Origin of the sequence: Sphingomonas ginsenosidivorax (assembly GCF_007995065.1) — a bacterium.
Lineage (GTDB): Bacteria > Pseudomonadota > Alphaproteobacteria > Sphingomonadales > Sphingomonadaceae > Sphingomonas > Sphingomonas ginsenosidivorax.
The window spans coordinates 129,798-148,351 of record NZ_VOQR01000002.1 but is presented as its reverse complement, the minus strand read 5'-3'; the positions used below and the strand labels follow the sequence as shown (position 1 = coordinate 148,351).

Genomic DNA, 18,554 nt, shown 5'->3' with positions numbered 1-18,554 from the left:
CCTCAGCTCATGTGCCAGCCGCCATTCGCGTTAATCGTCTGACCGGTGACGTACCCGTTGGTCGCTAGCATTACGGCGATCGACGCGATCTCATCGGGCTGACCGAAGCGACCGAGCGGAATCTTATCAGGTGTGATCGCGTCGTTATGCTTGATCATGTCGGTCTCGACCAGCGCGGGAGCGATAGCGTTGGCGGTAATGCCCTCCTTTGCCAGTAGACTGGCGTAGCTGTGCATCAATCCGATCAGACCCGCCTTGCTGGCAGCGTAGTGAGGTCCGATGACGCCACCCGTCTGCGCAGCGATCGACGACAGCATAATGATCCGCCCCCAGCCACGCTTGCGCAGCCCGGGCAGCGCCGCCTGGGTCACGTAGAAGGCAGAGCTCAGGTTCACTGCGAGCGTCTGCGCCCAATCGTTGATCGTGATGTCATCGAGAGTTCCGCCGGGATTTATGCCCGCGTTGTTGACGAGCACACCGATAGGTCCAAGGCGCATCTCGACGTCCCGTACCAGGCCCGCCGCCGCTTCCGGCGCGGAAATGTCCGCACCAAAGGATATCGCTCGGCCACCTTGTGTCGCAATTGCCTTCACAACCGCTTCGGCTTCATCGGAGGCGCTGTAATAGCCGACCGCAACGCTCGCCCCCGCGCGCGCCAGGCTGACAGCGATCTGCCGCCCGATGCCGCGTGACCCGCCCGTCACTAGTGCGACCCTGCCCTTCAAGCCGTCCATTCGTGTACCTTCGATCAAACTCATCGCGTTCGCCACCATCGAAGGATCGCGGCACGCGCTTCCACGAGGTCGCCATCGGCAGCAGCGATGTTCTCCGCCATGTGCGACGGATTGCCGGTGCCAGGGATGGCACAGGTGACCGCTTCATGCCCGAGAACGAATTTCAGGAGGATCTGGGACCATGTTGTGCAGCCGATCTCGGCCGCGAAGGCCGGCAACGGCTCCCTCGATAGCATGTGCAGCAGCGAGCCGCCTCCAAAAGGCCTGTTTACGATGACCGCCGTACCGCGAGCTGCGGCGAGGTCGAGCAATCCATCCTCCGCCTCCGGCTGTTCAAGCGAGTAGTTGATCTGAATGAAATCCGGTTCGTGACGACGCATCGCCTCGGCGACGTACGTATGTCCGTCCTGACGATAATGCGTGATCCCCGCATATCGGATCAGGCCCTCGGCCTTCCACCCCTTCAGCGTGTCCAGATGCGTGTCCATATCGAGAAGATTATGCACCTGCATCAGATCGATGCTGTCGGTCCCAAGCAATGCCAGCGATCGCTCCATCTGCGCGATCCCTGCAGCCCGGCCCTTGATCCAGACCTTCGTCGCGAGGAACGCGCGGTCGCGCTCCGGAATGGTCTTAAGCACTTCGCCAACCACGAACTCCGCACGCCCGTACATCGGCGAAGTGTCAATTAGCTCACCCAGCCCGGCCAAAAGCGCATCAACCGTATGACGAACATTCTCGAACGCCTTACTTCCAGAGGACACGTCGAAGCCACGATACGTGCCGCATCCAATCACAGGCAGCATTTCGCCTGACGAGGGAATTTTCCGTTCAATCATGTAAAAAACACATTGAGATCGAGTGAAGAGGGACCGACTGTGCCAATCCGGTGATTTTCTTCTGGTCTGCCGCCCCAGATGCCAGATGCACCGACGTTGAGATGATCCGCTCCCTGGCGAACGGTATCGACGAAGACTTCTTGGTTGGGCGCAGTGCGGCAGTCACGGCGAACCACCTCACGCCGGAGACGCGCTGATCTTGAGAGAGGCTGCCATCGCTTCTGCGGCTCGGGTGATTGCGGTGTCGACATGCTAGCGTTTTAAGCAAGACAAGCGTGGAGGGTTAGCGGTATATGGTCATCTGATGTCGCGAATTCGCCACATAGGACGATCTCCGATGATTGCGCCCCTCTGTGGCTTGGCGCTCGCTCAGGATCCAGGCGTCCTGGCGGAGCACACGCATGATGATCGCACTCAATTGATCTACGCGTCGCGCGGCATGGTGCATGTGACTACGCGTGCCGGCCGCTGGATTCTCTCGCCTGGACGTGCTTTGTGGATCGAAGCCGGGACGGCCCACGGACTAGAGGTACGACGCCCTGTCGACTTGAGCATCCTCTATCTTGATCCGACAACAACGGGTCTGCCGGAATGGCGGGGTTGTAAGGTTGTCACGGTCAATCCGCTGTTGCGCGAACTCGTCGCTACAGCGATCAAAATGCCATGGGACTTCAAGCCGGACTCTTCCAGCGCTCGGCTGATGCGTGTTCTGATCGACCAACTTGGTGAAATGCAGCAGGCGCCCGTTGATCTTCCCGAACCAAGGGATCCTAGGGCCGTCCGGGTCGCAGATCTTGCTCGACATAGTCCAGCAGACCGCACGCCTCTGTCTCGCCTCGCTCCGATTGCGGGAGCAAGCACACGGACGATCGAGCGTTTGTTCTTAGCAGAAACGCAAATGAGTTTCGGCGCCTGGCGACAGCGTCTTCGGCACGTGATTGCCTTGGAGCTCCTTGCTCAAGGTGAAGGTGTAGCCTCGGTCAGCTTTGCTGTAGGCTACGAGAATCCCTCGAGCTTCATTGCTTCATTTCGCTCTACGTTCGGCAAGACGCCGGGCACCTATTTCGATCCGGTCTGAGTCCGATGGGATCGGTAAATGGCGAATGGGCATCATCGCGTGACGTTTAGCGATCATGCAACCCCGTTTGCGGATGACACGCTGACGCTTAAAGCGACGTCGATGTTGATCGCGACGCTGTCGCGACAGCCGAAGGGAGCTGAGCCCTTCTCATCGGTGGCCTAGCGCCTTTCGCATGATCCGTTCGAACCTGGACGGTAAAACGAGATACCAACACGGACGATCAAACATGACGACAATCGTCGACGCTAAGATTGAAGAGAGTGGGAACGTCGGTGGGCCGCTGGACCAGCCGGTGACGGTACACATATGGCGCGAGAAGTACCGTCATGCCGACGAAGCGAGCCCGTCGGCGACCTTCAAACGCGTAGTCGACGGAGTTTACGCCCAGGACGCGGATCACGCCTCCAAAGGGCTTGCTGCGCTTGAAGCACGCGACTGGGTTCCGGGCGGGCGGATCTTTGCGGGCGCGGGGACCAACAAGCGCGTCACCTGGATTAACTGCTTCGTCAGTCCGACTATCCAGGACTCCATGGATACGGAACCGGGGCTGTCAGGTGTCGGCATCATGCCGGCCCTCAGCGTTGCGGCCTTCACTCAGCAGCAAGGCGGCGGCATTGGCATGGATTTCGGTACCATCCGTCCTGATGGGGCGATCGTCGGGCGGACAGGCTCGATCTCGTCGGGCGTGATCCCGTTCATGGTGATGTGGGACGGCATGTGCGTCACCATCCGCTCCAGCGGCTCGCGCCGCGGCGCGATGATGGGCGTGCTCCCGGTCTGGCACCCGGACGTGCTCGCCTTCATCACCGCCAAGACCCGCAAGGACTTCCTCAAGAACTTCAACGTCTCGGTCACCGTCACCGACGATTTCATGGCTGCGCTGGAGAAGGGCGAGGACTGGGACCTCGGCTTCCACGTGCCGCGCGCCGATGGCCAGCATGTCGGCGTCACCGAAAAGGACGGCCGTCCCTGGTATATCTATCGGCGCCTGCCCGCCGCCGAGCTGTTCGACCTGATCACGCGCACCACCTATGAGTTCGCGGAGCCCGGCGTGATCTTCATTGATCGCGTCAACAAGCTCAACAACCTCAACTATTGCGAGACGATCGCCGCGACCAACCCGTGCGGCGAGCAGCCGTTGCCGCCGAACGGCGATTGCGACCTCGGCCACGTCAACCTCGCCAACATGGTGCTTGATCCGTTCACCGACCGTGCCCGGGTCGATTGGGAGCGGCTGCGCGCCGCGGTCGCCACCGGCGTCCGCTTCCTCGACAACGTCCTCGACACCTCGCCCTTCCCCACCGCGGAGCAGAAGGCCGAGGCGCTCAACAAGCGCCGCGTGGGCCTCGGCTATACCGGGCTCGGCAATCTGCTCCAGCAGATGATGGTCCGCTATGGCCGGGCCTCGGTACCGCTGGTCGAGCAGGTCGGCGAGGCGATCGCGATCCAGGCCTATCGCACCTCGGTGGAGCTGGCGCAGGAGCGTGGCGCCTTCCCGGCCTATGATGCCGAGCAGTTCGCCAAGGCGCCCTTCCTTCAGAAGCTGCCTGCCGAGCTGCGCGCTGCCATTGCCGAGCACGGCATCCGCAACGGCGTGCTGCTGACGCTGGCGCCGACCGGCACCACCTCGATCTTCTACGGCAACGTCAGCTCGGGCGTGGAGCCGACCTTCAGCTGGCACTACAACCGCACCGTCGTCATCGAGCAGACCGCGGTCGAGCAGAAGACCGAGCAGTTCGAGGTCCAGGACTACGGCTGGTATCTCTACACCCGCCTGCCCGGCTATGACGCGTCGGCGCCGCTGCCCGATTACATGGTCGGTGCGCTCGAGCTGTCGGTGGACGATCACATCGCCGTCGCCGCCGCCGCGCAGCGCTGGGTGGACGCCGCCATTTCCAAGACGATCAACTGCCCGGCCGAGATGAGCTACGAGGCGTTCCGCGAGGTGTATCTCACCGCCTATCACGAGGGCATGAAGGGCTGCACCACCTACCGTCCGAGCGGGGTGCGAGGCTCGGTGCTGTCGATCAAGGAAGACGCCAAGCCCGCCGTCGCCGCCGAGGCTGCCCCGGCGGTCAACAACGACGACATCCTCACCCGCCCGCAGGTGCTGCCGGGCAAGACGGTGAAGATCAAATGGCCGATCGATGGCGAGAATTACTATCTCACCATCAACGACTATACGCATGCCGACGGCCGCCGCGTGCCGTTCGAGATCTTCATCTCGACCTCGTCGGTGGAGAATTTCGAGACGATGGCGGCGCTGACCCGCACGCTCTCGGCTGCCTGCCGGCGCGGTGACGCGACCTTCCTGTTCGAGGAACTGGAGCGGGTCCATTCGCCCAAGGGCGGTGCGCTGGTCCGGCTTGAGCATGAAAAGAAAGGCACCTACGCGCCAAGCCTGATCGCGCTGATCGGCCGCATCCTGCGCCAGCATTCGGCGCCGCAGCAGGAACTGTTCGCCGAGGACACTCCCGAGACCGGCGAAACCTGCCCGAACTGCAAGCGCAACACCGCGCACAAGATCGAGGGCTGCCTCACCTGCTACCAGTGTGGTTACAGCAAATGTGGGTAATCGCGATCCCGTGTCCCTCTGAAGCGGCGTAAGCACGCCGATCCTCAGAAGGTTGGGGGTGTGCAGCCTGCCAAAGCCGCAGGCTGATACTTCACATGACGGGTCGTACGGATGTCTGCAGCGTGACTCCCGTCCTTTGGTCTTTGCAAAGGACGCATCACGGAAGCGAACGACGGGCCGTGGCTCATCGGATGCCAAACTACGCGAACTCCGTGAGTGCAGCTCCTTACGTCGACTCAGCATTAATTTCGACGGCCTCGCTCGTACGGGCATGAGTGATCAGCGCGCTCACGTAGCTCGCGAAGGATCGCATGGAGCCCATGTAGACGTTGTCGGTCGAGACAGCCCAAGCCGGTTGGTCGCTATCGTCCGTGCGATGTTCAGTATCCTGGCTGTGCGCGATGTCCGCCCAACCTAGTAACCGGAGGAGCTTCGGCGGGATCCCGTTATAGTCTGGCGCAATGCCGCTACGGACTCTTCTCGCGAATCATTATCAATAAAAAAGGCGCAGAGCTGGATTCTACCATCAGGAACTAACATGAAATAGCAATGGAACGTTGAAGCACCGCGAGGGCCGTTGCTGCGGTTCAGAAAGCCACGCGGCAGGCAGAAGCATGCCAATCGGCTTGGCTTAGGAACGCGTGGATATCTTTACGGTACCGGTGCGGTCACCCGACTTTGCTTGAGCTGAAAAGCAAAGAACTTTCTGTCCGACAACTCGGGTGCGCGCAGCCGAACCGACGATCGCCAAGTAGCGGCCCGCGGACAGGGCGTCCGTGCATGATTGCATGCATCTTCGAAGCACAGATCGAGGCGCAACGATCCAGCCCCTCCCGACCCATTGGACATTCGACATGACTGAAACGCGCAACAGCGCTGCCCTGCAAGCGGTTGAGGATGCCTCCGACTACAAATGGGGCTTTTCGTCTGATATCGAGCAGGACTTCGCTCCTAAGGGCCTGAGCGAAGATACAGTGCGCTTCATATCCGCGAAAAAGGGGGAGCCGGAATGGCTTCTCGAATGGCGGCTCAAGGCCTATCGCCGATGGCTCGAGATGGCTTCGCCGGACTGGGCGATGCTTCAGATACCTCCGATCGATTATCAGAATGCGTACTACTACGCCGAGCCGCGGCCAAAACCGAAGCTCGACAGCCTCGATCAGGTCGATCCGGAGATCCTGGCTGTTTACGAGAAGCTCGGCATCCCGATAGAAGAGCAGAAAGTGCTTGCCGGTGTTGAAGGTGCCCGCAAAATTGCAGTTGATGCTGTGTTCGACAGCGTCTCTGTTGCGACAACCTTTCGCGCTGAGCTGGAACGTGTCGGCGTAATTTTCTGTCCGATTTCCGAGGCGGTCCGTGAACATCCCGACCTAGTGCGGGCGTGGCTTGGTAGGGTCGTGCCGTCACACGACAACTATTTCGCCGCGCTCAACGCGGCGGTCTTTTCTGACGGTACCTTCGTCTTCGTACCGAAAGGCGTACGGTGCCCAATGGAATTGAGCACCTATTTCCGGATCAATGCAGCTAATACAGGACAATTCGAGCGCACTTTGATCATCGCGGAGAAGGGTGCGTACGTTTCATATCTTGAAGGCTGCACGGCCCCTCAACGGGATGAAAATCAACTCCACGCCGCAGTCGTTGAGCTTGTCGCGCTCGACAATGCCGAAATCAAGTATTCCACGGTTCAGAATTGGTACCCTGGTGACGCGGCAGGCAAAGGCGGCATCTATAATTTCGTAACCAAACGCGCTCTGTGTCAGGGTAAGAGCAGCAAGGTGAGTTGGACCCAGGTCGAGACCGGCTCAGCGATCACGTGGAAGTACCCCAGCTGCGTGTTGGCGGGGGAAAACAGCGTTGGCGAATTCTACTCCGTCACGGTCACTGGCAACAGGCAGCAGGCCGATACGGGCAGCAAGATGATTCATCTTGGCAAGGGGTCACGCTCGACGATCGTCTCCAAGAGTATTTCGTCCGGAACGAGCGACAACACCTATCGCGGGCTTGTGCGAGTTGGCGCGGCCGCGTCCGGCGTCCGTAACTTCACGCAATGCGATTCTCTGTTGCTGGGCGATGGCTGCGGGGCGCACACCGTCCCCTACATCGAGGTACGAAATTCCTCGGCACAGATCGAGCATGAGGCGACGACGTCAAAGATATCGGACGAGCAACTCTACTATGCGATGTCGCGTGGCCTGAACCAGGAGAACGCAGTCGCGCTCATCGTAAATGGCTTCGCGAAGGAGGTGCTGCAGCAACTTCCGATGGAGTTCGCGGTCGAAGCACAAAAACTGCTTAGCATCAGTCTCGAAGGCTCGGTGGGCTGAGGCTTCTTATCACCCCTTGTTCGCGCCGCGAAGCCGGCGCCGTTAGGATAACGTCCTCATGTTGAAAGTCGAAGGTCTGCAGGCCGAGGTGGACGGCAAGTCTATCCTCCAAGGAGTATGGCTCGACGTCCGACCCGGTGAGATCCACGCGATTATGGGACCAAACGGCGCAGGCAAGTCGACCCTTGCCAACGTGCTGGGCGGGAAGCCAGGCTATGATGTGACGCAGGGTTCGGCGACCTTCCTGGGTAAGGATCTGCTCGAGCTGCTTCCTCACGAACGTGCTAATGCCGGCCTTTTTCAAGGCTTTCAGTACCCAGTCGAAATCCCGGGGGTTTCCAATCTTCAGTTCCTACGTACCGCCCTCAATGCTCAGCGCATCAGTCGAGGCGAGAAGGAGCTTTCGGGTGCGGCGTTCCTAAAGCTTGCCCGCGTGCAGGCTGCCGCACTGGGCCTTGACATGGAGATGCTCAAGCGACCGGTGAATGTCGGCTTCTCCGGCGGCGAGAAAAAGCGCAACGAGATGGTTCAGATGGGTATCATCGACCCCGCACTTGCGATTCTCGACGAAACAGACTCCGGCCTCGACATCGACGCGCTGAGAACCGTCGGCGAGGGCATCAACCGCATCATGCGCAAGCAGGACAAGGCGGTGATCCTGATCACCCATTATCAGCGACTGCTCGATTACGTGCGGCCGGATTTCGTGCACATCCTTGCTGACGGACGGATCCTCCGATCCGGTGGGGCAGAGCTTGCTTTGTCGCTCGAGGCCGACGGCTATGCACCGCTTCTGGAGAATGTCGCATGACGCTGGCACTTCCATCGTCTCGCGATGAAGATTGGCGCTGGTCGGACCTCTCTGCACTGCCCGAACTCATGCGTGCGCCGGTCTTGAGCCCAAATGCCGATCTCACGCCGTTCTGGGTGGGCCACGGCCCGCGACTGGTTTTCGTTAACGGCAAATACTGGCCTGGGCGCAGTCGTCCCGGGCCAATCCGCCTCGGATCGTCGTTCGCGGCCAACAGCAACCATCCACTTGGCAAGCTATGCGTCGAAGGAGGGTGGACACTCCCTATCGAATCAGCCGGCGAGCAGACTGACCTGATTGAGATCATTCATCTGACGACAGGGGGCGCCAGTCACGCGCCTGCTCGTATCAGCCTGAAGGAAGGCACTCGTGCGGCGGTGCTTGAAACCTACATAGGCGATGGTTGGGCCAATCGCTGGACGCACATTCGCCTCGCCTCTGGCTCCCAATTGCACCGCACGGTGCGACTAATGCAAAGTTCAGGCTTCACCTCCCTACGCGATGCGATCGACATCGGGTCTGACGCGTCATTGCAATCGACCGTTCTGGGGCTAGGCGGCGCAGCCACACGCGTCGACGCGACGATCGACCTTTTGGCGGCCGACGCCCATGTCGAATATGGCGGCGCCCTCCTTGCCCGTGGCGACCAGCGACAGGAAGCTGTAGTTGCGGTAAACCATCTCGCGCGAGGCGCTTCGAGCCGTCAGACCTGGCGCGCGGTCGCCTCCGATCGGGCGGTCGTCAGTCTGGCGTCGAGGGTACATATCTCTCGCTATGCAACGCAGACAAACGCCGTTCAGAATCTACGCGGCATGCTCGTAGATCGTGCGGCAACGATCAATCTCAAACCCGAGATGGTGATCTACGCAGACGATGTCCTTGCCGCCCATGGGGCGACCGTGGGCGCACTGGATGAGGACGCACTCTTTTACCTGATGAGCCGGGGTATCTCGCCACGCTCCGCGCAGGCGATGCTAATGACCTCATTCGTCGCGGATGCACTGGGAAGCGTTTCGTCGGATGTGGCACGCGTGGCGCTCGACGACGCAGTGGCGAAATGGCTCGAAGCCGACATCTAAAGCACAACTATGGCGACCCTTGGGGCTGTATCCAGCCCTGCATCTCAGGACCAAACGTCCAACGCCCTGGCTCCGCCAAGCTGAAGACTTGGCGGAGCCAAAGGAACCATGATGTCAGGCGGCGAGCATCGTTTCCGCTGCGTCAACCTCCGTTTCCAGCGGCAGGCGGATGAGATGATCGAACGCTGCCAGCGACGCCTTCGAACCCTCGCCCATCGCGATCACGATCTGTTTGAAGGGCACCGTGGTCACGTCGCCCGCACCGAAGATGCCTGGCACCGATGTCTCCCCCCGATGATCGACTTCGATCTCGCCGTGCGGCGTCAATGCGACGGCCTCGCGGAGCCACTCGGTATTGGGGATGAGGCCGATCTGGACGAAGATGCCCTCCAGTTCGATCTGGTGGACCGCATCGTGGTTGCGGTCCTTGTAGGTCAGCCCCGTCACACGTGTTCCGTCGCCATCGACCTCCGTCGTCATCGCCGATGTAATGACCTTCACGTTGGGCAGGCTGGCAAGCTTGCGCTGAAGCACCGCGTCGGCCCGCAGGTCGGCGGCATATTCGATTAGCGTGACGTGTGCCACGACGCCGGCCAGATCGATCGCGGCCTCGACGCCGGAGTTGCCGCCCCCGATCACCGCGACGCGCTTGCCCTTGAACAGGGGGCCGTCGCAATGCGGGCAGTAGGTCACGCCCTTGTTGCGATAGGCGTCCTCGCCCGGCACGTTCATCTGCCGCCAGCGTGCGCCCGTCGCCAGGATCAGGCTCCGCGCCTTCAGCGATGCGCCGCTTTCCAGTTGCACTTCGTGCAGGCCGTCAACCGAAGACGCGGGGATGAGCTTGGCCGCGCGCTGCTGGCTCATCACGTCGACGCCATATTCTGCGACATGACGCTCCAGATCACCCGCGAGCCGCGGCCCTTCGGTGAGCGGAACGGAAATGAAGTTCTCGATCGACATGGTGTCGAGCACCTGCCCGCCCATCCGCTCGGTGGCGATGCCGGTACGAATGCCCTTGCGCGCTGCATAGATCGCCGCGGACGCACCTGCCGGGCCGCCGCCGACGACAAGGACGTCGAACGCATCCTTGGCGCCGATCCTGGCCGCCGCTTTCTCGGCGCTGCCGTGATCCAGCTTGGAGACGATCTGCTCCACGGTCATGCGGCCTTGCCCGAACGGTTCTCCGTTGAGGAAAATCGCGGGCACCGACAGGATGGACCGCGCGGCCACTTCCTCCTGAAATAGCCCACCCTCGATCGCAACGTGGGTGATCTGCGGGTTGAGCACGCTCATCAGGTTCAGCGCCTGCACGACATCGGGGCAGTTCTGGCACGAAAGGGAGAAGTAGGTTTCGAAGGCGAGTGGCCCTTCGAACGCTGCGATTTGCGCTATGACGTCCTGCGCCAGCTTCGACGGGTGCCCGCCGACCTGCAGCAACGCGAGTACAAGCGACGTGAACTCATGCCCCAGCGGGACGCCAGCGAAACGCACCGCCACATCCGTACCAGCCCGGCGGATGAGGAACGATGGGCGACGCGCATCATCCCCCGCTGCAACCGTCACCTTGTCCGACAGCGCCTCGATCTGACGCAGCAGTCCGAGGAGCTCGCGCGATCCCTCCGAATCGTCGAGTGCAGCAATCAACTCGATGGGATGAACGATCTTAGTCAGGTAGCCCTGAAGCTGAGTGCTGAGATTGGCGTCGAGCATGGAAGTACTCCGGAAAAGAGGTGCGACGGTACGGGGCCGGTGCAAGCCCCAGCCTTCCGCCCGTCGGCGTCAGATCTTGCCGACCAGGTCGAGGGACGGCGCGAGCGTCGTGTCACCCTCTTCCCACTTGGCGGGACACACCTCGCCGGGATGTGCGGCGATATACTGCGCGGCCTTCACCTTGCGCAGCAGTTCCATGGCGTTGCGGCCGACGCCCTCAGAGGTGATCTCGACGAGTTGGATGACGCCGTCCGGGTCAACGACGAAGGTGCCGCGATCTGCGAGCCCTTGGCCCTCACGCATGATGTCGAAGTTGTTGGTGACGACACCTGCGGGGTCGCCGATCATGGTGAAATCGATCTTTCCGATCGCCGGCGACGTGTCGTGCCAGGCCTTGTGGCTGAAGTGGGTATCGGTTGATACCGAGTAGATTTCGACTCCCATTGTCCGGAAGGTCGCAGCGTTGTCGGCCAGATCCTCCAGCTCGGTCGGGCAGACGAAGGTGAAGTCAGCCGGGTAGAAGAAGAACACTGCCCACTTGCCGAGAACGTCGGCTTCGCTGACGGTGACAAAGCTGCCCTGGCGATACGCCTGAGCGGTGAACGGCTTGAGGCGTGCGCCGACGATGGACATGCAAGTGCTCCTGATTTTGATCGTGGACGCACCACAGCGGGCCGTCCTTCAATGTGTCAGATAAGCTCTTGCGATTATGCCGTATAATGACATTCTGCCGGATAATATTGGAAACTCGCCAACCAAGCTCCACGCCGAGGGCTCACTTACTGATTGAAGTAGGTACCCGGGGTCGCGCCGAACGTGGTACGGAAGTTAGCGATAAAACTGGACGGGTTCTCGTACCCGACGGCAAAAGATGTCGCTTGTACGCTTTCTCCGGCAGCGAGACGTTCCAAGGCAACAACCATACGGGCGCGGGCACGCCACGCGCCGAAACTCATGCCCGTTTCTGCGGAGAACAGGCGCTCGATGGTCCGCTCGGATGCTCCTGCATCCCGTGCGAGTTGGTTCAGCGGCGAGCGACTGGCGATATCGTCCATAACGATCTGGGCTACGCGGACAGCACGCGTATCACGCGGCGACGGCAGGTTGACGGGTGCTCTGGACATGGTCGAAACCTCATCGAACAGAACCCCGATCCGCCGCGCCTCGGCCGTATCGAGGGCGTATGCATCGTCCATGCCCATGCACGCCTCTATGAGATAGCGCACAAGCGGCGTGACGTTAACAACGGCACACCCATCCCAGTCCGGAAGTCTAGGCGTACGAACGCCGAAATGAAGGATTTCCAGTTCGGCAGGTCGGTTGACCTCCAAGCTGTGTTCCGTCTGCGCTGCGATCCAGAGTGCGCGACCCGGCGGCAGGATCCATCGGCCAGCTGGTGTTGCCACGTGCATCAGACCGCGTGCTGCATACATCAGCTGAGCGCGATCGACATGCACGTGGCGCGAGAAGTCACCCGAACCCGCTAATGTACGAAAGCCCGTGACAACGACGTGCGTGGAATCCTCTGGCTGGGGGAATGCTATGGCCATGTCTTTGCGGATGTCGTGACTTTGATAGCGTCATAGAGCGCCCGACCGAGGATCGCCAAGGCACCATGGCCGCCGAAGTCGGCTAAGCCACGACCAACCGCCGAGCGCGCACGCCATCGTCAAAGCCCTCGCGTCTACCCAGTCGGAAGACCAGTTTCGTTCAACATCGGGAAGCCGTGCTGGTGCCCATACGGATATGGCGCGGGCACGGTGCTCGCCTCGTCGAGACGGGCCACCTGTTCGCCCGAGAGCGCCCACCCCGACGCACCAGCATTTTCGATTAGCTGTTCCTCGTTGCGCGCACCGACGATGACAGTTGCGACGGTAGGGCGACGTAGGAGCCAGTTGAGCGCGATTTGCGGTATCGTTTTGCCTGTTTCTTCGGCGAGGATGTCGAGAACGTCGATGATGCGGTACAGCCGCTCCTCATCGAACTGCGGACCCGTGCCGGCGATGTCATGCGCTCTGGTGCCAGGTCTGGGCGGCTGGCCACGCCGGATCCGCCCAGTTAGCTTGCCCCAGCCGAGCGGGCTCCAGATTGTCGCACCCACGCCCTGATCATGGCCGAGCGGCATGAGCTCCCATTCGTATTCGCGATTGAGCAGTGAATAGTAGACCTGGTGCGCAACATGTCGGGGATAACCGAGCCGATCGGCAGCGGCGAGCGACTTCATCAGGTGCCAGCCTGAAAAATTGGAGGCGCCAACATAGCGTACTTTGCCCTCCCGGACGAGCTGATCAAGCGTCGACAATGTCTCCTCGACGGGGGTGCCGAGGTCTTGGCCATGCAACTGCAGCAGGTCGAGGTGGTCGACTCCGAGGCGTTTCATCGACGCATGAACGGCCTCGATCAGGTGGATGCGCGACGATCCGTAATCGTTCGCGCCGTCGCCGGTTGGGAACGTCACTTTAGTAGAAACAAGCAGTCGGTCACGCTTGCCGCGGATCGCTCCGCCCAAGATTTGTTCCGCTAGGCCGCCCGAATAGCCGTCGGCACTGTCGAACATCGTAATCCCGTGATCGAGGCAGATGTCGATGAGTCGTGCCGCACCATCGGCGTCGGTGGACCCCCAAGCCTTGAAGAAGTCACCGGCACCGCCGAATGTCCCGGTGCCAAACGACAGGGCCGGTACGCGCAGGCCCGATGAGCCCAGACGACGATTTTCCATTGATTACTCTCCTCAACTAAGCCGGGCTGACCGGCGGTAATGCCGCTTCGTCACAATGAGGGAGGCTCGACTTCTATAGTCTCGAGCTCCGTCACCACGGCCGTCAGCGCGACATCCCAGGGATCGGACGGAACCTCGTCTACTTCCTGAGCGCTCCAGGCAATACCGAGCCGCTTCGTCTCCGGGCGGTGCTCTAGGTAACGGTCGTAGAAGCCGCCTCCCTGCCCTATCCGGCCGCCCTGCCGATCGAAGCCTAGAAGCGGAACAAGCAGGAAGCGGGGCACGCCGCTATCACCTCCGAGCTGCGGCATCGGGATGCCGGCATAGCCTGGGACCAGCGGGTCGGCCGGCGACCACGCGGAAAACTCCATATCAAGCCGCCGTACGCACGGTAGTAGAACCCGACGGCCCGCTGCATGCAAGCTTGCTAGGAACGGCAAAACATCGGGCTCATCCGATTGCGCTACGTATCCTGCGACGGCCGCATCACCGGGGATCAACGGTGTTATTGCCGCATCGATTCGCGCGAGGGCCGCATCCCGCTGATCGGCACTTAGCCCGCTCAGGAAGTCGTGCCTGACGCGCCTGAGGGCGATCCTCAGAGATGCCTTCGTCGATGCGGCGTCAGACACTTCAGCTCCTCTCGACACGTTTCAGAGATTTCACTGAGAAGCTCGCACCATGCATTCCGTCAAAGTAGGTCAAGAAACGCCCGTCCATTATCGTCGTTACGCCATCGAGTAACGCAGACCCGCCATAAGCATGACCTGCTCGGTAGGTCAGTGGCGAAAAATCGACATCTCTTGTCGGGACATCTCGATTGCACAATTGCGAACCATTCTCAATTATAGAGGAGAACGATCGGGGAATCCATAATGCACCTCCAAACTCGATATCCTGCATTCGACGCGGAGGTGACGTCTGTCGAACAGGTGACGAAGCGAATGCGGAGAGTCACCTTCCGCAGCGAAGCGTTTCGCGACCTAAACGACCTTTTGCCTGGTCAGTGGATGAAGGTCTTCTTCGACGAGCAGACTGCAGGGCGCGCGTACACGGTTCGGGCCGTGCGTGCAGCGGTAGGCGAGATCGACATGGATTTCGTCCTTCATGGAGAAACGTCAAAGCACGGCCCTGCCGCCTCATGGATCCGGCAGGTAGGTCGTGGGCGCCGGGTTCGCCTCTACGGTCCCCGCAGTGACTTTCGGCATGATCCTGATCGCCGCCTCTGCCTCTTCGGGGATGAGTGCGCCCTTCCCGCGATATGCGTCATCCTTGAAAGCCTGCCACAGCGGGCGCCATGCATCGCCGTGATCGAGGGCGCAGATCGTCCTGCTATCGGTCGGCTTTGCAGCAACGCAGGCCTGGTAAACTCCAGCGTCGTGCAAATGCCTGAACGAGGCGGCGAGGGGCTGCTGGCTGTAGGACGTCATCTACTACTGACCCCTGAGACTGACCAGATCTGGGTCGGGTGCGAGAGTACCATGGCACGACGCCTTCGGGCCGAGTTCCTGGAGCTCGGCTTCGATCGGCGGTCGCTGCACGTATCGGGCTACTGGAAGCGCGGAGTGTCGGATCATGTCGACAGCGACAGTGACTATTGACGTGACACATCGGAACAAGACCTGTGCGCTAGCGCCCTTCGTGCGCTTCGGCCTAATTGCGAGCTTCAACGAGCCGGCGAGCCAAGTATGGTTTACCGATAAAAACCTCGTCCGAGTTCTGCCAACGCTTCTCGGCAAGAAGGAACGGATCGACAAGACATGGTGAGCAACGCGACGTCTGGCGTACACCCAATCGCGCGCTCTGAAGGCTCGGCTAGGTCGACGAACAGGCCATCCCAGCGAGCGTTGCGCGCCCTCATCCGCGTCGACCACGCCGGTGAGTTCGGCGCCGTGCGGATCTATGATGGCCAAATCGCGGTGTTGGACCGAAAGAATCTCCATCACGAGGAACTGCAGCATATGCGGGAACAGGAGCGCGAGCATCACGCGCGCTTCTCCGAACTCCTCGCCAACCGGAACGTGCGTCCAACAATCCTTCTCCCACTGTGGCATGTAGCTGGGTACGCCGTCGGCTTGACCACTGCCCTTATGGGGCCAGAAGCCGCCATGGCCTGCACTGAGGCAGTCGAAGATGCGGTCGTAGAGCACTACGATGAGCAACTTGCCTTGCTGGGTGATAGCGAGCCTGAACTTTCATCCATCGTTGCAAGGATCAGGGATGAAGAACTGGAACACCGCGACCACGCCATAACGGCGGGAGCTCACGATACCCCTGGTCATACGCTGGTGTACGGAGCAATCCGCTTCGGCTGCCGGATCGCCATCGCGATCAGCAAAATACTGTAATGGTCATATCGCACCAACAGGTAAAATATCAATCGCCACGGCAGCGCGCGACATAATACGTTCGACCTACGGTGACCCATGCTTGCGTGACAAATAAGGATATCCACATGACAAAGACATTTATGTTCGCTGGTTTACTTGCGCTGACGGGGATGACATCGCCAGCTTCGGCACAGGATGCAGGCGTCAAGGGCGTCACCCGGACTATCCTGGGGTCTGGACAGCCGGTGGCGGCATCCGGTCTAGAGCTTTCACTCCGCCGCGTGGTATTTGCGCCGGGCGCAAAGATCCCGGGTGAGGTGCATTCGGGGATGCAGGTGATCTACGTCCTATCAGGCCGGCTCTCACTGCGTGTCTTGGGCGGCAGCGCCGTAGTGCGCAAGGCACTCCCGGACGGGAGCATGGGGCCGCCGATGGAGGTCAAGGCAGGTCCAAACCCGGTTATTCTCAGCCCTGGCGACACCGCGCTTGAGAACGAGACCCTAGTGCTCGCCCCGTCTAATCCCTCCAAGGAGCCGCTCGTCATACTCGCGGGTTCACTGATGCCGGTTGGCAAGCCGCAGAGCGTACAGATCACCGAACCGGTCAGCATTCCCTGACGCAATTGCCTGTTACGGTATCGCGCGCGTCACGACGCGCTCCGATAAACGTGCCGCAAAAAGAGGGCTGGTCTACAACGACCAGCCCTCTTCTATGGATCTAGGGCGGCGCCAGATGCTATCAGTCGGCGTAAGTACGCATGATGCGTAAGCCGTCTATCGCCAATCGCGCATGCAAGCCGCTTCAACCACAGCCCGACCCTTCACCGCGCCGTGCCGATGACTGGTTTGAATGAATGCGCCGGTCCTTTCGGTCATACGAGCATGTTCGCCACGATCGACGGCATCACGGATGACAGTCACCTCCTGGATCCGGAGGAGGTCGCATCGGCATCAAAGACCGCCTCGAGTAAGGTGCCACCCGGCGTCCACAGGAAGATGCGTCGCTCGTTGATATCGGGTAAATCCATGGTGGAATATCGGATGCCTCGAGCGTCCAACCGATCGCGTAGGCCCCAGTAGTTCTCCAGCCTAAAGCCGACATGATCGATCGTCTCGCCCGGCTTGTCCCGCGCAATGCCCCCCGCAGGCTCACCCGAGCCGATAAGGTGGACGACCGGTTTGCCCGCGGAGTACAGCCAGTGGCCGGGGATACGCTGGATGGCCAAGGGCCGCGGTCCCTCCTCCAATTCGAAAACCTCAAGGAAGAACGCTCGGACGCTTGCCAGAGCGCCTGTCCGAATCGTGACATGGTCGATGGTCATCATGGTAGGCTGTCCTCTCGAGCCGAGGGTGGTGTGGCGTACTTCACGTGGTGACCAACGGGACGCGCAGTGAGCTGGGCGCACACGAAGAAGTTCGCCTGCGCTGCAAAAAATGGGCCTTTCCCGGGGCTCACTTCAATCCGAAGTGACCCTGCCGGGCGAGAGAACCCAACGTCCTCCCCTGGTCCCATATGAATCCTGCCGCTGAACGGGTCGTTTAGTAGGGTACGGTTCCCATGGCTTACTGGGCAAACGGCCCTTATCTCGAGACATGGGGACGCCCCAGATATGCGCCATAACCGGTGCGTTGATTGGCGAGATAGCGACATTAGGTGGCTCTATGGCGGTAACGCTGCAAGTCGGTCGCATGTAATGTAATTGAATGACTAGAAGGCAATTTGTCGACGCGGACCGATGTCCTGAAAAGAAAGCCCAGACGGACGAACTTCGGCGTGAGCTTGCACGTCGTGGGTGCCGTGCTACGCCGGAGCGTGAACTTATTGCCAGTATCGTCCGCGAAGCCGTGGACCATCCCGACGTCAACGAAATCCACCGGCGTGGTCAACTCGTTCAGCGAGGCCTAAGCGTCGCAACCGTTTACCGCACCGTAAAGCTGCTTGCATCCCTTGGAATCTTCATCCGGCATCGCTTCGGCAATGGCAGAACCCGTTATGAGTTCGCAGCGGCAGGGCACCACGACCACCTAATTGACATCGAAACCGGGCAGATCGTCGAATTCCGCGATCCCCAGCTTGCCGCGATGCAAAGCCGGCTTGCGCGCAAAATGGGCTACGAGATCGTGTCATACCGGCTGGAGGTATTCGCGGCGAAGCGGAAGACGCCCAACAACAAGACGGAGCGTACCAGTTTGCCGGCGCCCACCAAGGCTGGAACAAGGCTCACCTTAAAGCCTATGGTTCATGCCAGTCGTAGCCATCACAATAGCAAAGGCCCGTAATTGAGAATACCGTCATAAACATAGTATGTTGATCATCAAATCTACGTCGAGTCCCCAGCGCGCAATCGCT

17 protein-coding genes are annotated in these 18,554 nt (G+C 60.6%); 9 read left to right on the top strand and 8 right to left on the bottom strand.

Features of this window, described 5'->3' with window-relative positions; genetic code table 11:
• Window positions 1–2: 2 nt before the first annotated feature.
• Both FSB78_RS18845 and FSB78_RS18840 read right to left on the bottom strand, forming a co-directional pair.
• Window positions 3–770 carry an SDR family NAD(P)-dependent oxidoreductase gene (locus FSB78_RS18845; protein WP_199743323.1) on the bottom strand — a complete coding sequence of 256 codons (768 nt, stop codon included), beginning with the start codon at window positions 768–770 and terminating at the stop codon, window positions 3–5.
• Window positions 755–1,573, bottom strand: coding sequence for an aldo/keto reductase (locus FSB78_RS18840; RefSeq protein ID WP_147084420.1), 819 nt, complete (start codon window positions 1,571–1,573; stop codon window positions 755–757). The genes FSB78_RS18845 and FSB78_RS18840 overlap by 16 nt, the downstream gene beginning before the upstream one ends.
• A 337-nt stretch (window positions 1,574–1,910) precedes the next feature.
• On the opposite strand from FSB78_RS18840, the gene FSB78_RS18835 reads away from it, so the two are divergent.
• The 5 genes from FSB78_RS18835 (at window position 1,911) to FSB78_RS18815 (ending at window position 9,446) form a co-directional block, all read left to right on the top strand.
• Entirely contained in the window at window positions 1,911–2,651 is a 741-nt protein-coding gene (locus FSB78_RS18835; protein ID WP_158638049.1) for an AraC family transcriptional regulator, read from the top strand.
• A 175-nt stretch (window positions 2,652–2,826) separates the two neighbouring features.
• Window positions 2,827–5,229 carry an adenosylcobalamin-dependent ribonucleoside-diphosphate reductase gene (locus FSB78_RS18830; RefSeq protein WP_338419998.1) on the top strand — a complete coding sequence of 801 codons (2,403 nt, stop codon included), beginning with the start codon at window positions 2,827–2,829 and terminating at the stop codon, window positions 5,227–5,229.
• An 854-nt stretch (window positions 5,230–6,083) separates the two neighbouring features.
• Window positions 6,084–7,556 (top strand): Fe-S cluster assembly protein SufB, encoded by a 1,473-nt coding sequence (gene sufB / locus FSB78_RS18825; protein ID WP_147084418.1) that lies wholly within the window; start codon window positions 6,084–6,086, stop codon window positions 7,554–7,556.
• Between the two features lie 58 nt (window positions 7,557–7,614).
• Window positions 7,615–8,367, top strand: a complete 753-nt coding sequence (gene sufC / locus FSB78_RS18820) for a Fe-S cluster assembly ATPase SufC (RefSeq protein WP_147084417.1) — start codon at window positions 7,615–7,617, stop codon at window positions 8,365–8,367.
• The gene (locus FSB78_RS18815) at window positions 8,364–9,446 is read left to right on the top strand and encodes a SufD family Fe-S cluster assembly protein (RefSeq protein ID WP_147084416.1); all 1,083 of its coding nucleotides are present in this window, start codon (window positions 8,364–8,366) and stop codon (window positions 9,444–9,446) included. The genes sufC and FSB78_RS18815 overlap by 4 nt, the downstream gene beginning before the upstream one ends.
• 114 nt (window positions 9,447–9,560) lie before the next feature.
• Here the strand turns inward: FSB78_RS18815 and ahpF are convergent, their stop codons facing one another.
• The 5 genes from ahpF to FSB78_RS18790 all read right to left on the bottom strand — a co-directional run bounded on the left by ahpF (window position 9,561) and on the right by FSB78_RS18790 (window position 14,507).
• The gene (gene ahpF / locus FSB78_RS18810) at window positions 9,561–11,156 is read right to left on the bottom strand and encodes an alkyl hydroperoxide reductase subunit F (protein ID WP_147084415.1); all 1,596 of its coding nucleotides are present in this window, start codon (window positions 11,154–11,156) and stop codon (window positions 9,561–9,563) included.
• Between the two features lie 69 nt (window positions 11,157–11,225).
• Window positions 11,226–11,789 carry an alkyl hydroperoxide reductase subunit C gene (gene ahpC / locus FSB78_RS18805; protein ID WP_147084414.1) on the bottom strand — a complete coding sequence of 188 codons (564 nt, stop codon included), beginning with the start codon at window positions 11,787–11,789 and terminating at the stop codon, window positions 11,226–11,228.
• Window positions 11,790–11,935: 146 nt separating this feature from the next.
• Window positions 11,936–12,706, bottom strand: a complete 771-nt coding sequence (locus FSB78_RS18800) for an AraC family transcriptional regulator (protein WP_147084413.1) — start codon at window positions 12,704–12,706, stop codon at window positions 11,936–11,938.
• 134 nt (window positions 12,707–12,840) lie between these two features.
• The gene (locus tag FSB78_RS18795) at window positions 12,841–13,875 is read right to left on the bottom strand and encodes an aldo/keto reductase (protein WP_147084412.1); all 1,035 of its coding nucleotides are present in this window, start codon (window positions 13,873–13,875) and stop codon (window positions 12,841–12,843) included.
• 50 nt (window positions 13,876–13,925) lie between these two features.
• Window positions 13,926–14,507 (bottom strand): 5-formyltetrahydrofolate cyclo-ligase, encoded by a 582-nt coding sequence (locus tag FSB78_RS18790; protein ID WP_158638048.1) that lies wholly within the window; start codon window positions 14,505–14,507, stop codon window positions 13,926–13,928.
• A 243-nt stretch (window positions 14,508–14,750) separates the two neighbouring features.
• On the opposite strand from FSB78_RS18790, the gene FSB78_RS18785 reads away from it, so the two are divergent.
• The 3 genes from FSB78_RS18785 to FSB78_RS18775 all read left to right on the top strand — a co-directional run bounded on the left by FSB78_RS18785 (window position 14,751) and on the right by FSB78_RS18775 (window position 16,822).
• Window positions 14,751–15,476 (top strand): siderophore-interacting protein, encoded by a 726-nt coding sequence (locus FSB78_RS18785; RefSeq protein ID WP_147084410.1) that lies wholly within the window; start codon window positions 14,751–14,753, stop codon window positions 15,474–15,476.
• 246 nt (window positions 15,477–15,722) lie between these two features.
• Complete coding sequence (locus FSB78_RS18780; RefSeq protein WP_242008462.1) at window positions 15,723–16,223, top strand: demethoxyubiquinone hydroxylase family protein; 501 nt, start codon at window positions 15,723–15,725, stop codon at window positions 16,221–16,223.
• Between the two features lie 107 nt (window positions 16,224–16,330).
• The gene (locus FSB78_RS18775) at window positions 16,331–16,822 is read left to right on the top strand and encodes a cupin domain-containing protein (RefSeq protein WP_147084408.1); all 492 of its coding nucleotides are present in this window, start codon (window positions 16,331–16,333) and stop codon (window positions 16,820–16,822) included.
• A gap of 299 nt (window positions 16,823–17,121) precedes the next feature.
• Here FSB78_RS18775 and FSB78_RS18770 read toward each other — a convergent pair whose 3' ends face one another.
• Window positions 17,122–17,529 (bottom strand): VOC family protein, encoded by a 408-nt coding sequence (locus tag FSB78_RS18770; RefSeq protein ID WP_199743321.1) that lies wholly within the window; start codon window positions 17,527–17,529, stop codon window positions 17,122–17,124.
• A gap of 379 nt (window positions 17,530–17,908) precedes the next feature.
• Between FSB78_RS18770 and FSB78_RS18765 the strand changes: the two genes are divergently transcribed.
• Complete coding sequence (locus FSB78_RS18765; protein WP_147084407.1) at window positions 17,909–18,484, top strand: Fur family transcriptional regulator; 576 nt, start codon at window positions 17,909–17,911, stop codon at window positions 18,482–18,484.
• Window positions 18,485–18,554: the final 70 nt, after the last annotated feature.

Excerpts from the sequence above, each read along its gene's own strand:
- FSB78_RS18840 (WP_147084420.1), bottom strand. The coding sequence starts at position 1,573 with ATGATTGAACGGAAAATTCCCTCGTCAGGCGAAATGCTGCCTGTGATT.
- FSB78_RS18835 (WP_158638049.1), top strand. The coding sequence starts at position 1,911 with ATGATTGCGCCCCTCTGTGGCTTGGCGCTCGCTCAGGATCCAGGCGTC.
- FSB78_RS18830 (WP_338419998.1), top strand. The coding sequence starts at position 2,827 with ATGATCCGTTCGAACCTGGACGGTAAAACGAGATACCAACACGGACGA.
- sufB (WP_147084418.1), top strand. The coding sequence starts at position 6,084 with ATGACTGAAACGCGCAACAGCGCTGCCCTGCAAGCGGTTGAGGATGCC.
- sufC (WP_147084417.1), top strand. The coding sequence starts at position 7,615 with ATGTTGAAAGTCGAAGGTCTGCAGGCCGAGGTGGACGGCAAGTCTATC.
- FSB78_RS18815 (WP_147084416.1), top strand. The coding sequence starts at position 8,364 with ATGACGCTGGCACTTCCATCGTCTCGCGATGAAGATTGGCGCTGGTCG.
- ahpF (WP_147084415.1), bottom strand. The coding sequence starts at position 11,156 with ATGCTCGACGCCAATCTCAGCACTCAGCTTCAGGGCTACCTGACTAAG.
- ahpC (WP_147084414.1), bottom strand. The coding sequence starts at position 11,789 with ATGTCCATCGTCGGCGCACGCCTCAAGCCGTTCACCGCTCAGGCGTAT.
- FSB78_RS18800 (WP_147084413.1), bottom strand. The coding sequence starts at position 12,706 with ATGGCCATAGCATTCCCCCAGCCAGAGGATTCCACGCACGTCGTTGTC.
- FSB78_RS18795 (WP_147084412.1), bottom strand. The coding sequence starts at position 13,875 with ATGGAAAATCGTCGTCTGGGCTCATCGGGCCTGCGCGTACCGGCCCTG.
- FSB78_RS18785 (WP_147084410.1), top strand. The coding sequence starts at position 14,751 with ATGCACCTCCAAACTCGATATCCTGCATTCGACGCGGAGGTGACGTCT.
- FSB78_RS18775 (WP_147084408.1), top strand. The coding sequence starts at position 16,331 with ATGACAAAGACATTTATGTTCGCTGGTTTACTTGCGCTGACGGGGATG.
- FSB78_RS18770 (WP_199743321.1), bottom strand. The coding sequence starts at position 17,529 with ATGATGACCATCGACCATGTCACGATTCGGACAGGCGCTCTGGCAAGC.
- FSB78_RS18765 (WP_147084407.1), top strand. The coding sequence starts at position 17,909 with ATGACTAGAAGGCAATTTGTCGACGCGGACCGATGTCCTGAAAAGAAA.